The following is a 13,860-nucleotide window of genomic DNA, read 5'->3' on the forward strand; positions in this document are numbered from 1 at the left end:
GCGCAGCGGCCCGCCGAGGGCGCGGCCAGCTTCTCGGCCCACCCGCAGGTCAGCGGGCCAGTGCGGCGCGCAGGTAAGGCAGGTCCGCCGGCCCGCTCCACCGGTACGCCGACAGCCCGGCCACCCGCGCTCCCCGCACCGACCGGTCCGAGTCGTCGACGAAGAGCACCTGGGCCGGCGGGGCGCCGACGGCCAGGCAGGCCTGCTGGAAGTACTCCTTGGACGGCTTCGGCACGCCCAGCTTCGAGGAGTTGACCACCACGTCCACCTCGTCGGTCAGGCCGAGCAGCGCCAGATCGGAGTCGAGCAGGTCGGTGGCGTTGGTGGCCAGCCCGACCCGGATCCCGGCGGCGCGCACCTCCCGGACGAAGCCGAGCACGTCCGGGTCCACCGTGCCCCGGTCGGCCTGCCACTCCTGCACCGCCGCCCGCGCCCGGTCCGGCCCACCGGCCGGCTCGGCGAGCGCGTCGGCGATCCCGGCCAGCCAGTCGGCGTGGCTGAGCTGCCCGGTGACCGCCGGTTGCAGCAGCGACCACCGCATCGCGGTGTCGTAGAGCGCGCCGGCTGGCAGCCCGTACCGGCGCTCGACGGCGGCGGTGCTCTCCGGGTCCCACCGGCGCAACACCCCGTCCAGATCCACCAGTAGTGCGCTCGGGCGTTCCCGCCGGGCCATTCAGTCCTCCTCGTTGCTGAGCCGCTGGCTGATCACCTGGGTCACGCCGCTGCGCATGGTCACGCCGTACAAGGCGTCGGCCACCTCCATCGTGCGCTTCTGGTGGGTGACGACGATGAGCTGGCTCTTCTCCCGCAACTGGGCCATCAGGGTGATCAGCCGGCCCAGGTTGACGTCGTCGAGCGCCGCCTCGACCTCGTCCATGATGTAGAACGGGCTGGGCCGGGCCCGGAAGATCGCCACCAGCATGGCGACGGCGGTCAGCGAGCGCTCGCCACCGGAGAGCAGCGACAGCCGCTTGATCTTCTTGCCCGGCGGGCGGGCCTCGACCTCGACGCCGGTGGTGAGCAGGTCCTCCGGGTCGGTGAGCACCAACCGCCCCTCACCGCCGGGGAAGAGCACCGTGAAGACCTGCTCGAACTCCCGGGCGGTGTCGTGGTAGGCGCTGGCGAAGACCTCCAGGATCCGGTCGTCCACGTCCTTGACCACGGTGAGCAGGTCCCTGCGGGTCGCCTTGAGGTCTTCGAGCTGCTCGGAGAGGAACTTGTAGCGCTCCTCCAGGGCGGCGAACTCCTCCAGGGCCAGCGGGTTGACCTTGCCGAGCAGGGCCAGCTCGCGTTCCGCCTTCGCGGCCCGCTTCTCCTGCACCGGCCGCTCGAACGGCAGCGGTTCCGGCGCCGGCCGGTCGTCCCGCTCGGCGGCGGCGATCTCGGCCTGACTGGGCGGTACCGGCTGCTGCGGGCCGTACTCGGCGACCAGCGTCTCCACGTCCAGCCCGAAGTCCTCGGCCGCCTTCGCCTCCAACTGCTCGATCCGCAGCCGTTGTTCGGCCCGGGCCACCTCGTCCCGGTGCACCGCGCTGGTCAGCCGCTCCAGGTCGGCGCCGAGCCGCTTGGCCGCGCCGCGTACCTCCTGGAGTTCGGCCTCCCGGGCGGACCGGGCCGCCGCGACCTCGTCCCGGGTCTGCTCGGCCGCGGCCAGCGACACCGCGAGCCGGGTCAGCGCCTCCCGGGCGCCGAACTCGACGGCCCGGGCGATGCCGGCGCCCCGGGCCCGGGCGGCCCGTCGGGCGGCCGCCCGCTCCCGGGCGGCCCGCTCGGCGGCGGCCTGCCGGGCCAGCGAGTCGGCGCGGCCGGCGATCGAGGCGACCCGCTCCTCGGCGGTACGCACCGCCAGCCGGACCTCCATCTCGTTCTGCCGGGCCTGCGGCAGGTACGCCGCCAGCTCGTCCCGCTCCTCGCTGGACGGGTCGGCGTCGATCGGGGTGGCCTCGGCGAGCCGGAGCCGCTCCTCCAGCTCGGCCAGGCCGGCGAGGTCCCGCTCCCGGGCCTGCTCGGCGCGGCCCCGCGACTCGGCGAGCCGGTCCATCTCGGCCTTGGCGGACCGGGCGGCGGCGCCCAGCTCGGCCAGCCGGCGGGCGGCGGCGTTGCGCTGCCCCTCCGCGTCCCGCTTCACCGCCGCGGCGGCGGCCACCTCCTGCTTGCGCTCGGCCACCTCCTCGCGGGCCTCGCCGAGCTGTTCGCGCAGCTCGGCGATGGTCTGCTCGGCGGTGAGCCGGTTGGCCCGAGCCTCCTCGACCGCGGCCTGCACCTCCAGGAAGCTCGGCGCCTTGGCCGAGCCGCCGGCCGCCGCGTAGCCGCCGACCACGTCACCGTCGGCGGTCACCGCCCGCAGTTCCGGATTGCCGGCCACCAGCTTGGTCGCGGCCTCGAGCGTGTCGACCAGTACGACGTCGCGCAGCGCCCGGTGCACCGCCGGGCGTACCTCGTCGGGGCAGCCGACCAGGTCGGGTGCCCAGTGCGTACCGTCCGGCAGGGCGGGGCGGAGCGAGTCCGGGGAGCCGATCATGCCCGGCCCGGCGTGGCCGCCGACCAGCAGCTCGGCCCGGCCGGCGTCCTGGATCTTCAGCCACCGCATCGCCTCGGCCGCCTCGTCCACCCCGGCGACCGCGACCGCGTCGGCCAGCGAGCCGAGCGCGGCGGCCAGCGCCGCCTCGTGCCCGGGCGCGACGGTCAGCAGCCCCGCCAGGCTGCCGAGCAGCCCCGGCACCTGGTCGGCGCGGGCCAGCAGCGCCCCGGCGCCGTCCTTGCGGCGCAGCCCCATCGCCAGCGCCTCTTCCCGGGCCTTCCAGGTCGCCGCGTCCTTCTCCGCCGCCCGTTCGGCGTCGGAGAGGGTACGCACCCGGGCCGCCGCCTCCTCCTGCGCGGCGACCGCCTCGGCGTGCCGGGCGTCCAGCTCGGCGTTGTCCCGGTCCGCCTCCGAGGACTGCTCGGCAACGGCGTCCAACTCGTTCTGGGTCTGCTCCGCCCGCAGTTGCGCGTCGGCGTGCGCGGCGGCGAGCCGTTCGATCTCCTCGGCCGCCGACCCGGTACGCGCCCGCGCCGAGTTGACCTGCCCGGTCAGCTTGGCCAGCCCCTCGCGCCGGTCGGCGACCGCCTTCGCGGCGGCCACCAGCGCGCGTTCCGCCTCGGCGAGCTGGCGTTCGAGCTGCTGGCGGTTCTCCACCGCCTCGGCCAGCCGGATCTGGTCCTCGGTCAGCGCGGCACGCAGCTCCTCCTCGTGCGCGCGGACCTCCTCGGCCTCGGCTTCCAGGCGGTCCGGGTCCCGGCCGGGGCGCTCGTCGTCCGGGGTGGTGCTCAGGTGCCGCAGCCGCTCCCGGGCCAACTGCTCGGTGGAGCGGAACCGCTCGGTGAGCGCGGAGAGCCGGTACCAGGTGTCCTGGGCCCGGGCGAGCAGCGGGGCGTCGGAGGCGAGCGCCTCCTCCAGCTCGGCGAGCCGGGACTGCACCTCGGCGTGTTCGCGTTCGACCTGCTCGCGCCGCTGCCGCAGGGCGGCCTCGTCGGCGATCTCCTTGTCCAGCGTCGAGCGGAGCGTGGCGAGGTCGTCGGCGAGCAGCCGCAGCCGGGCGTCCCGCAGGTCGGCCTGGATCCCCTGCGCCCGGCGGGCCACCTCGGCCTGCCGGCCCAGCGGCTTGAGCTGGCGACGCAGCTCGGCGGTGAGGTCGGTCAGCCGGTTCAGGTTGACCTGCATCGCGTCGAGTTTGCGCAGGGCCTTCTCCTTGCGCTTGCGATGCTTGAGTACGCCCGCCGCCTCCTCGATGAAGGCCCGCCGGTCCTCCGGCTTCGCGTGCAGTACGGCGTCGAGCTGGCCCTGCCCGACGATGACGTGCATCTCCCGGCCGATGCCGGAGTCGGAGAGGAGTTCCTGGATGTCGAGGAGCCGGCAGGAGTCGCCGTTGATCTCGTATTCGCTCTCGCCGGAGCGGAACATCCGGCGGGTGATCGACACCTCGGTGTAGTCGATCGGCAGCGCGCCGTCGGTGTTGTCGATCGTCAGGGTGACCTCGGCCCGCCCCAGCGGCGCCCGACCGGCGGTGCCGGCGAAGATCACGTCCTCCATCTTGCCGCCGCGCAGCGCCTTCGCGCTGTGCTCACCGAGCACCCAGGCGATCGCGTCGACGACGTTCGACTTGCCCGAGCCGTTCGGACCCACCACGCAGGTGATCCCCGGCTCCAGCTTGAAGGTCGTGCTGGAGGCGAAGGACTTGAAGCCCTTCACCGTCAGGCTCTTGAGATACACGTTCCCGATCCTCGTCCGGCGCGACCGCCGGGCAGACTCAGCGCTTCCCGGTTCGTCCCGCTCCCGGTCCGACACCGCCCCGACCGGGTCGTCAGCCGCTCGGCCGCGCCCGAACTCGGCGGAGAGTTTGCCCCCGGCGGTGGGAGCCTGGTCAACCCGCAGGGTAACCCGGAGGCGGTCGTCCTGCTCGACGCGGCACGCCCCGACCAGCGTATCGGATCGGCAGAGACCACCCTCGGGGCAGCGCAGCGGCCACCCGGTCTACTCCGGCTCGCGGCACCGGCGCCGGGTTGGGACACGACCGGGCCGCCGTACTGCCGCCGGACGGAGACGGGACCGGCGACGGGCGCACGTGGGAGCAGGCGTACCCGGGAAACAGAACTGCGCGCCGCCACAGGTGTGTCGGCGCGCTTTTTCTGGTGCGATTCAGTTGTCAGGCGGGGCGCCGGTTGCCCGACGCCCGGAGCTCAGGTCAGTGCGGGCTCGGCCAGCCGCAGCAGGTCGTCTGCCTCGGCGACCGCCGCCGCGAGCCGATCGTTCTCGGCACGCAACCGCGTCGTCTCGAACTCCAGTGCCTGAACCCTGGCACGCAGTCGGGTGACCTCGTCGAGGAGGCGCCGGTCGGGCGCCGCACCAACGTGGCCGTAGAGGGCCTTCGCCATATCGTCTCCTTGTAATGCGCTGCCGGAAAGGCCGGCCAACGCGCGCCCAACTCGTACGCGACTACCCGCCCGCAGGCATACGCGGGCATGGTCGGGCGCGACTGGCGACACTTACATAGTGTGCCGATGTCCCGGCTGAGTCAAGTTCACCGGGACATAGGCCACCTGTGCCATCAACCACTCGATCGCCGAGGGCTTGCCGCGCGGGCACGAACCAGGTCGCTGTCCGGACCACCGGAGTCTATCCGCCGTCGATGTCCGGATCGGCGTCGCCCCTGGCCAACCGCACAATCCCGCCGGCGGGTCCCCCCTTATATCTTCCTTAGCCACGTTGCCCCTGGCTGACGGGCCCGCGTAGCGTCCGCACGGTCAGCGACCAGGCAATACCGAGGTCCGGAAGCAATGGAGGCACGGCGTGCAGGGGTGGAACGAGCAGACCGACTGGGAGGACGGCGGGGACTGGCCCGGCCGACCCGACAACGGTGCTGCCTACCCGGCCGTCCGCGCCGGTCATCCGGATGATCTGTCCCGCTCGTCCCGACATCCCGGCACGGCGGACCCGCACCACCGTCCCGACCCGGACCGGTCGGACCAGCGCACCGAGCCCGCCTGGTCGGTCAACCGTCCCGACCCGGGCTTGCCGGACCGGCATCCGGACCTGGACCTGCCGGACCAGCGTCCCGATCCGGACTGGTCGGATGAGCCCGACCACCACCGGCAGTACCCCGACGGCGGCTGGCAGGACGAGCCCGCCAGGACCGGACGGCGGACCGGAGCAGGCTGGTCGGACGAGCCGACCGACCTCGGCGCGTTCGCGCTGGGCCGGGACCCCGGCGGCGTCCCGGCCCGCCGGGTACCGTCCGGCGACCGCCGGACGGACGCCGGCCCTTCCGACCGGAGCGGATCCGGCCGGCACCGCCGGCCCACTCCGCTACGTGGCCCGGTCGGCCTGGGCATCGCGGTGACCGCGCTGCTCGGCCTCTTCGGCGTCGGTGCGGCCCTGCTGCCGCCGAGCCTCGCCGACGCGCCGGCCGGCAGCCGTGAGGGCCAGCCGGCCGTCGAGGCGGCCGGCCCCGAGCAGGCCACGGATCCGGCGACGCCGGAGCCGAGCGGGACCGCCGAGCAGACCGCCACCCCGACGCCGACCACGACCGCCACCCGGCCGGCCCCGAAGCCCAAGGCCACCACCACCGCGCCGAAGTCGCCGCGGACGAGCAGCCCGGCAGCGCGGCGTACGCCGGCCCGGTCGGGATCCGGGGGCAGCGCGGCGGGGAGCAGCCAGGAGGCGCAGGTACTCGCGATCGTCAACCGGGAGCGCGCCGCCAACGGGTGCGCCGCCGTGGTGGTCAACAGCGACCTGGCCGAGGCGGCCCGGCTGCACAGCCAGGACCAGGGCGAGCACACCAACATGTCGCACACCGGCAGCGACGGCAGCGACTTCGTGGAACGGGCCCGGCGGGCCGGCTACGACCGGCCGATCGGTGAGAACGTCGCCATGGGCTACGAGAACGCCGCCGCCGTGATGGACGGCTGGATGAACAGCTCCGGACACCGGGCCAACATCCTCAACTGCGACGCCAGGGCGATGGGAGTCGGGGTGGCCACCGGGGCCGACGGCCGGCTCTACTGGACCCAGGTGTTCGGCGCGGTCGCCTGACCCTCTCGCCCGGGGTCGGTTGCCCCCTTGCCCGGATCGGCGGCCCCTCTCGCCCGGGTCGGTCGGATGGCCCCCTCGCCCGGATCGGCGGATCCTCTCGCCCGGATCGGTTGCCGCCCTCGGCCGGATCGGCTGACCGGTTTCTTTGGGGCGCCGTTCCCGCCCGCGCTGTTCGGCCCGGTCGCCTGGCTGGCCCGTCCGGCCCGGCCGACTGAACTGCGGCTCCGGCGGCACCTCCCCGGCCGCCGTGCCCGACGTACCGGCTGACTCGTTGGCCGGTACGAGGGGGTGCGCAGCCGTGCTCAGCGCTGCTGGATGAATGTCCGGGATACGCCGGGCGGCCGGGCTGGTCCTCGCGGTCGCGCTGCTGCTGCCGACCCAGGGGTGTCGCCTCCTGCCGGACCGTTCCGCTCCGGTGCCACCGTGGCCGGGCGGCCCGACGCCGAGCTGGCAGTGGCAGGTCAGCGGTCAACTCGATCCGACCGTCGACGCCGAGGTGTACGTGCTCGACGGCTTCCTGATATCGCTGGAGACCGCCCGACGGCTACGGGCGGACGGGCGGCGTCTGGTCTGCCACGTCGAGGCCGGGATCTACCAGGAGTCCCGCCCCGACGCGGCACGGTTTCCGGCCGGCGTACTCGGTGCGCCGGCCCGGGTGCCCGGCCAGCCGTCGGGTACGCCGCGCGGCCGGTGGCTGGACATCCGGCAGTGGTCGGTGCTCGAACCGGTACTCGCCGACCGGTTCCGGCTCTGCCGGGGCAAGAGGTTCGTCGCGGTACTGCCGGTCGGGATGGACGGCTACACGCACCGGTCCGGCTTTCCGCTGACCTTCGACGACCAGCTCGCCTTCAACCGGCGCGTCGCCGAGCTGGCCCGGCAGGCGCAACTCGCCCCCGGGCTCGCGGGCGACATCGACCAGGTGCTGGCGCTGGAGCCGTACTTCGACTTCGCGGTCAACGAGGAGTGCGTCCGGCGTACCGAGTGCGCCCGGCTGGTGCCGTTCACCCAGGCCGGGAAGCCGGTGTTCCACGTCGAGTACCAGGGGTCGACCGCAGACTTCTGCACCACCTCGGTCGGCTACGGCCTCGCCTCGATCCGCAAGGACCGGGACCTCGGGGTACGCCGGGACGTCTGCCCGCCCTGACCGCCTCAGCGGGTCGGCCGCGCCGCCGTGCGGGGGCGGGGCTGGCAGCGGGGACAACTGAACGACGACCGGTTCATGAACGCCTCGCGGCGGATCGGCGTGCCGCAGCGCCGGCAGGGCAGGCCCTCCCGGCCGTACACGTTCAGTTCCCGGTCGAAGTAGCCGCTCTCGCCGTTGACGTTGACGTAGAGCGCGTCGAAGCTGGTGCCGCCCTCTTTGATCGCCTCGCCGAGCACGTCCCGGACGTGGCCGAGCAGTCGGGTGACCGCCGGCCCGGTGAGCGTTTCCGTCGGCCGGGCACCGTGCAGCCGGGCCCGCCACAGTGCCTCGTCGGCATAGATGTTGCCGACCCCGGAGATCAGGGTCTGGTCCAGCAGCGCCCGCTTGACCTCGGTACGCCGCCGCCGGGTCGCGGCCACGAAGTCGGTGTCGGAGAACTCCGGGTCCATCGGGTCCCGGGCGATGTGCGCGATCTCGGCCGGCAGGGTCGCGCCGCCCTCCGAGACCGCCAGGCCGCCGAAGGTGCGCTGGTCGACGAAGCGCAGGTCGGTACCGCCGTCGTCGAAGGTGAACCGGATCCGCAGATGGGTCTCGTCGACTGCCTCGGTCGGCCGGACCAGCAGTTGCCCGGACATGCCGAGGTGTCCGACGATCGCGTCACCACTGTCCAGTGGCAGCCACAGGTATTTGCCGCGACGGCGGGCGTCCAGGATCGTCCGTCCGGCGAGTACCGCGGCGAAGTGCTCGGCGCCGGGCAGGTGCCGGCGTACGGCGCGCGGATGGCGTACCTCGACGGCCGCGATCCGCCGACTCGTCACCCAGCGGGACAGCCCTTCCCGGACCGTCTCCACCTCGGGCAGCTCAGGCATGTACCACCTTCGTTCGGTTCGGACGGCGACCTTCGTTCAGTTCGGGACGGCGTCGCCGGCCGTACCCAGGTTGCCACGGTCGGCGTCGACCAGCCCGCCGGAGGCCGCGACGACCGGCCGTCCGGCGGCCGGTTCGGCGACCGGACCGGTGCCGTCGGATGCCGGTCCGCTGCCGTCCGGTGCCGGCTCGGCGGCGGCCGGCTCGGCGGCGGCCGGCTCGGCGGCGGCCGGCTCGTTCTGCTGCTCGGAGAGGGTCCGCCAGGCGGCCTCGGCGGCCCGCTGCTCGGCCTCCTTCTTGCTCCGGCCGTCGGCACCGCCGTATTTCCGGCCGGCCACCACCACCCAGGCGGTGAAGGTCTTGGCGTGGTCGGGCCCGGCCTCGTCGATCCGGTACTCCGGTACGCCCAGCCCGAGCGCGGCGGTCAACTCCTGGAGGCTGGTCTTCCAGTCCAGCGCGGCCCCCCGGCCGGCCGACTCCGCCATCAGCGGGTCGAAGAGCCGGTGGATCACGATGGCGACGGTGTCCAGGCCGTACTGGAGGTAGATCGCGCCGAGCAGCGCCTCCAGGGTGTCGGCGAGGATGCTCGCCTTGTCCCGCCCGCCGGTGCTCTCCTCGCCCTTGCCCAGCAGCAGGTACGGCCCGAGTCCGTCCGGGCCGAGCCGCCGGGCGACGTCGGCCAGCGCCCGCATGTTGACCACGCTGGCCCGCAGCTTCGCCAACTGCCCCTCGGGCAGGTCCGGATGGTTGTGGAACAACGCGGTGGTGATCACCACACCCAGCACCGAGTCGCCGAGGAACTCCAGCCGCTCGTTGGTCGGCAGGCCACCGTTCTCGTACGCGAACGACCGGTGTGTGAGGGCCCGCTCCAGCAGGTCCGGGTCCAGGGCGACCCCGAACGCCGCCTCCAGGTGCGTGGTCGGCGGTCGCCGCCGCTTGTCCTTGGTCATGCCGTCTCCTCGCTTCGCCGGCCGCCGCCCCGACCCGGGCAGTTGGGCTGGCCGATTCGCTCGTTGCGCTCGCCCACGCCATCTCCGCCGCCCCTGTGGTGGACGTGCCGGGACCGGGCGCCGAGCTGGCTGGTGTGTTCACTCATGCCGGCACTCCGCTTCGCCGCCACGAGGCCTATCCGCACCGAGCTGGCTGATTCGCTCGCTGCGCTCGCTCATGCCGTCACCCCGGTGCCGGTGGCCCGACCGGCCTCGATGGACTCGGCGAGCAGCGCGGAGACCGCCGGGATGGTCCGGCGGCGGTGCAGGTGGGCGGCGAGCGCGATGCCCGACGCGACGTCGTCGTCCCGGGCCGCACCGTGGCAGACCACCACGGCACCCGCCACCCCGAGCAGGGTGGCGGCGCGTGGCGGGCCGCCGCCGGCAGGCGGGCCGCCGGCCATCGCGTACGCGCCCTCGATCCCCTTCAGCAGGACGTTTCCGGTGAACCCGTCGGTGACGACGACGTCGGCCCGGTTGCCGAGCGCCACGTCGTACCCCTCGACCAGGCCCACGTAGCGGGCGCCGGCCGGCAGATCCTGCTCGGCCAGCGCCGGGTCGGCGGCCCGGCGGATCCGGTCGCCCTTGCCCGGCTCGGTACCGATCGAGAGCAGCCCGACCCGGGGCCGTGACACCCCGTGGGTGACCGCCGCGTAGGCCGCACCGAGTACGGCGTGCCGGGCCAGGGTGCCCGGTCGGGCCTCCAGGGAGCCGCCGACGTCGAGGAGTACCACCGGGCCGTCCAGGGCGGGCAGGGTGGCGACCAGTGCCGGTCGGCGTACGCCGGGCCAGCGGCCGAAGCCGAGCACGGCGGCGGTGACGGTCGCGCCGGTCGCGCCGGCCGAGACCACCGCGTCGGCCGCGCCCTCGACCACGGCCGCCACCGCGGCCTGGATGGTGTTGTCGGAGCGGACGATCGCGGCCGGATCCCCGTTCATCGCGACCACGTCGCGGGCCGGCCGCACGGCGACCCGGTCCCGCTCGGCCGGACGGAGCACGGCGATCAGCCCGTCGGCCACCTCGACGGGGCCGACGAGCAGAAGACGCAGGTCGGGATCAGCGCGGAACGCCCGCAGAGCGCCGTCAACCACGACGGCGGGAGCTTCGTCCCCGCCGAGGAGGTCGACGGCGATCCGCACGGTGCCCGGCTCCACGGGTACGCCGGCCGTCCAAGGTCGGTCGGCGTCGGCGGGAGCCGGTGCACCGGGCAGTCGCCAGGGCGGGTGCGCCGTCCGACCGGAGGTCGGTGGCGTCACTCGGTGTCCAGGAGGTCAGACCTCGATGACCTGGCGGCCGTTGTAGGTGCCGCAGACGCTGCAGGCCGCGTGCGGCAGCTTCGGCGACTTGCACTGCGGGCAGGCCACGGTCGCGACCGCCGTGGTCTTCCACTGCGCCCGGCGGGACCGGGTGTTGCTGCGCGACATCTTGCGCTTGGGGACGGCCACGGTTCTTCCTACTCCTCTTGACGGGTCAGTTGCGACAGGCCCGCCCAGCGCGGGTCGACCTGCTGGTGGCTGTGCTCAGCCGGCAGTTCGTCCCAATGCACCCCGCACTCGGGGCACAGTCCTGGGCAGTCCTCCCGGCACACCGGGTTGGTCGGCAGTGCGAGCACCACCGCGTCCCGCAGTGCCGGTTCCAGGTCGATCAGGTCGCCCTGCATCCGGCCCACCTCGTCCTCGTCGGTCGTCTCGTCCGTGGTGCTGTGCTCGTAGGCGTACAGCTCCTGGATCGGGACGACCAGCGAGTCCGTGATCGGGCGCAGGCAGCGGCCGCACTCCCCCTCGATCGGACCGGTGACGGTCCCCGAGACGAGTACGCCCTCGGACACCGACTCGAGCCTCAGGTCGAGGCTCAGGTCCGCGCCCTCCGGCACGCCGATCAGCTCCACGCCGAGGTCCGCCGGTGCCGCCGCCGTCCGACTGACCGTACGCAACACTCCAGGTCGGCGCGGCAGCTCCCTCGTGTCGAGGACCAGCGGCGACCTGGGGTTGAGATGGGTCGGCAGATGCTTGGGCATAGTCAGACTCCGGCCTGTGTGAGGCCGACGAAACAGGTTACCTGAGCAGGCGGCTTAGCGTCGAACCGGGGCGAGCCGGCCGGGCCTCGACGGACACCGGTCCACCCCGGGCGGCGACCCGGATCGCCGCCCGTCGGAACGGTCGGCGACCCGGACAGCGCGCTCAGACCGGACAGTACGCTCAGAACGGCAGCGGGCGCTCGTTCTCCTCCCCCACGAACGTGCCGATCTCGCGCAGCGCGTGCATCTTGTCCCGCCCGCGCTCGATGGAGGCGAGCGCCCGGGTCAGGAACTGCTCGAAGTTGGCCAGCGCGGTGTCGACGTAGTCGTCGACCTCCTCGCGGAGCCGCTGGGCCTCGGCCCGGGCCTCCGCGATGATCCGGGCGCCCTCGTGCTCGGCGGAGACGGTGATCTCGTTGACCGAGACCAGCCGGGCGTGCTCCGCCTCGCCCTCGCTGATGATCCGGTCCGCCTCCCGCTTGCCGGCGTCCATGATCTTGTCGCGCTCTTCCAGCAGCGCCGCCGCCCGGCGCAGTTCGACAGGCAGCTCGACGCGCAGTTCCTCAAGGGCACCGATCATCTCGGCGCGGTCGACCATGGCGTTGTTGCGGGACATCGGGACGGATCGCGCCGTCTCCACCATGCCGATGATCTCGTCTATGCGATCGAGCGGGTCCACCGGTACCTCACTCCCGTCGTTGCTTCGGTCGACATACATGATGGGGTGTCGGACCGGGTTACTGCTCAACCAATGATGCGGTGCGACCCGTACCCGACCGGCGATCGACCCGGGACCGGCGCGTCGCAGGGGCACGGACCTGGGCCGGAGTGGCGGCTGTCACCGATTTCGGTGGTCCGGCCGGCGCCGGCCGGCGTCCGGGACCGGCGCGGGCCGACCGGAGCCGGTCGGTCAGGAGCCGGTCGGTCAGGAGCCGGGGCGGACCAGCCGCTCCCGCAGCCGCTCGCGGACCACGTCCGGTACGTGCGGCGAGACGTCCCCGCCCCACTTCGCCACGTCCTTGACCAGACTCGACGACAGGAAGGAGTGCAGCGGGCTGGTGGGCATGAAGAGGGTCTCGACGCCGGCCAGCCCGATGTTCATCTGGGCCATCTGCAACTCGTAGTCGAAGTCGCTGACCGCACGCAGCCCGCGTACCACGACGCCGGCCTGCTGGGTCCGGCAGAAGTCGACCAGCAGTCCCTGGAACGACTCCACCCGGACGTTGCCGTAGGAGCCGGTCACCTCGCGGAGCATCTCGATCCGCTCGTCGACGGTGAACAGCCCGCGCTTGGACTCGTTGATCAGCACGCCGACGATCACCTCGTCGAAGAGTCGGCTCGCCCGACCGATGATGTCGAGGTGACCGTTGGTGACCGGATCGAAGGAGCCGGGACAGACCGCACGTCTCACGATCGGCGACCGTACCAAAGAGTGGTCTCGCCGTAACGGCGACTGCGCTGCGCAGTGATCCCCTGCACCCAGTCGACCGGTCCGGTCCGGCTGGACCGCTCGATCACCAGCAGGGCGTCCGGGGCCAGCCAGCCCTGGTCGCGCAGTGCGGCCTGCACCGCCGTCAGCTCCGAGTCCGGTACCGCGTACGGCGGGTCGGCGAAGACGACGTCGTACGGGCCACCCTCGGGCGGCGCGCCGAGCACCTGACCGACCTTGCCGGTGACCAGCCGGGCGGTGCCGGCCACCGGGCTGGCCGGGGTCGAGCGCAGCGCGGCGAGGTTCTCCCGGATGGTCCGGGCGGCCCGGGGATCGGACTCGACCAGCAACACCTGGACGGCACCCCGGGACAGCGCCTCCAGACCCACCGCGCCGGAGCCGGCGTAGAGGTCGGCGAAGCGGGCACCGGCCAGCTCGGTACTCGCCTCGATCGCGCTGAACAACGCCTCCCGGACCCGGTCGCTGGTCGGCCGGGTACGCCCGCCGGGCGGCGCGGAGATCCGGCGCCCGCCGAGTACGCCCGCCACGATCCGGGTCATCCCGACGCCTCCCGCATGGACGTCTCCTGCATGGCAGCGACGCTACGCGACCCGCCGGCCGTGCCGGTTCGCCACGGGCGGCAACACACTTCCGATGAACGGCAACGGCAACGTACTTCCGATGAACGGCAAGGGACAAACGGGTAGGCCAGGTACACCGAGGGAAATAGGTTCACTACCCCCCGTTCATCAATCATCTCGAATTGACAACATCATCGTTAGAGAACCCTGAAGGGTGTTCCTGTACCACGCCAATCGCTAAGGTCGTGCGCTGTGCCGGCTG

The 13,860-nt window shown here is 73.3% G+C and carries 14 protein-coding genes; 2 read left to right on the forward strand and 12 right to left on the reverse strand.

The genetic code is table 11. The annotated features are described in order from the left end of the window. Positions 1-49: 49 nt before the first annotated feature. From ACQEVC_RS00505 to ACQEVC_RS00515, 3 genes are all read right to left on the reverse strand, one after another. Positions 50-673, reverse strand: a complete 624-nt coding sequence (locus ACQEVC_RS00505) for an HAD family hydrolase (protein WP_432872249.1) — start codon at positions 671-673, stop codon at positions 50-52. Then, on the reverse strand, positions 674-4,252 hold the full coding sequence (gene smc / locus ACQEVC_RS00510; protein WP_432872251.1) for a chromosome segregation protein SMC: 3,579 nt from the start codon (positions 4,250-4,252) through the stop codon (positions 674-676). A gap of 467 nt (positions 4,253-4,719) precedes the next feature. After that, positions 4,720-4,914 (reverse strand): hypothetical protein, encoded by a 195-nt coding sequence (locus ACQEVC_RS00515; protein ID WP_101370286.1) that lies wholly within the window; start codon positions 4,912-4,914, stop codon positions 4,720-4,722. A 415-nt stretch (positions 4,915-5,329) separates the two neighbouring features. Between ACQEVC_RS00515 and ACQEVC_RS00520 the strand changes: the two genes are divergently transcribed. Next, a complete protein-coding gene (locus ACQEVC_RS00520; RefSeq protein WP_432872253.1) occupies positions 5,330-6,571 on the forward strand; it encodes a CAP domain-containing protein in 1,242 nt (413 codons plus the stop codon). A gap of 319 nt (positions 6,572-6,890) precedes the next feature. Continuing rightward, positions 6,891-7,715 (forward strand): endo alpha-1,4 polygalactosaminidase, encoded by an 825-nt coding sequence (locus ACQEVC_RS00525; protein ID WP_432872255.1) that lies wholly within the window; start codon positions 6,891-6,893, stop codon positions 7,713-7,715. A gap of 5 nt (positions 7,716-7,720) precedes the next feature. Here the strand turns inward: ACQEVC_RS00525 and mutM are convergent, their stop codons facing one another. The 9 genes from mutM to rsmD all read right to left on the reverse strand — a co-directional run bounded on the left by mutM (position 7,721) and on the right by rsmD (position 13,577). Continuing rightward, a complete protein-coding gene (mutM, locus tag ACQEVC_RS00530) occupies positions 7,721-8,584 on the reverse strand; it encodes a bifunctional DNA-formamidopyrimidine glycosylase/DNA-(apurinic or apyrimidinic site) lyase (protein WP_432872257.1) in 864 nt (287 codons plus the stop codon). A 36-nt stretch (positions 8,585-8,620) separates the two neighbouring features. Then, positions 8,621-9,532 (reverse strand): ribonuclease III, encoded by a 912-nt coding sequence (rnc, locus tag ACQEVC_RS00535; RefSeq protein ID WP_432872259.1) that lies wholly within the window; start codon positions 9,530-9,532, stop codon positions 8,621-8,623. Beyond that, positions 9,529-9,678 carry a hypothetical protein gene (locus tag ACQEVC_RS00540; protein WP_432872261.1) on the reverse strand — a complete coding sequence of 50 codons (150 nt, stop codon included), beginning with the start codon at positions 9,676-9,678 and terminating at the stop codon, positions 9,529-9,531. The genes rnc and ACQEVC_RS00540 overlap by 4 nt, the downstream gene beginning before the upstream one ends. Positions 9,679-9,747: 69 nt before the next feature. Beyond that, on the reverse strand, positions 9,748-10,725 hold the full coding sequence (locus ACQEVC_RS00545) for a phosphate acyltransferase PlsX (RefSeq protein WP_432872263.1): 978 nt from the start codon (positions 10,723-10,725) through the stop codon (positions 9,748-9,750). 117 nt (positions 10,726-10,842) lie between these two features. After that, positions 10,843-11,016, reverse strand: a complete 174-nt coding sequence (gene rpmF / locus ACQEVC_RS00550) for a 50S ribosomal protein L32 (protein ID WP_089254967.1) — start codon at positions 11,014-11,016, stop codon at positions 10,843-10,845. A gap of 8 nt (positions 11,017-11,024) precedes the next feature. After that, on the reverse strand, positions 11,025-11,588 hold the full coding sequence (locus ACQEVC_RS00555) for a YceD family protein (RefSeq protein ID WP_318395407.1): 564 nt from the start codon (positions 11,586-11,588) through the stop codon (positions 11,025-11,027). A 181-nt stretch (positions 11,589-11,769) separates the two neighbouring features. Next, positions 11,770-12,267: a hypothetical protein gene (locus tag ACQEVC_RS00560; RefSeq protein ID WP_107258419.1), complete on the reverse strand. Its 498-nt coding sequence runs from the start codon at positions 12,265-12,267 to the stop codon at positions 11,770-11,772. Between the two features lie 246 nt (positions 12,268-12,513). Next, positions 12,514-12,999 carry a pantetheine-phosphate adenylyltransferase gene (gene coaD / locus ACQEVC_RS00565; RefSeq protein WP_318395408.1) on the reverse strand — a complete coding sequence of 162 codons (486 nt, stop codon included), beginning with the start codon at positions 12,997-12,999 and terminating at the stop codon, positions 12,514-12,516. Further along, positions 12,996-13,577 (reverse strand): 16S rRNA (guanine(966)-N(2))-methyltransferase RsmD, encoded by a 582-nt coding sequence (gene rsmD / locus ACQEVC_RS00570; RefSeq protein ID WP_432872266.1) that lies wholly within the window; start codon positions 13,575-13,577, stop codon positions 12,996-12,998. Before rsmD ends, coaD begins: the two co-directional genes overlap by 4 nt. Between the last annotated feature and the right edge of the window lie 283 nt (positions 13,578-13,860).

It is taken from the genome of Plantactinospora sp. CA-294935 (genome assembly GCF_050936445.1).
GTDB lineage: Bacteria > Actinomycetota > Actinomycetes > Mycobacteriales > Micromonosporaceae > Plantactinospora.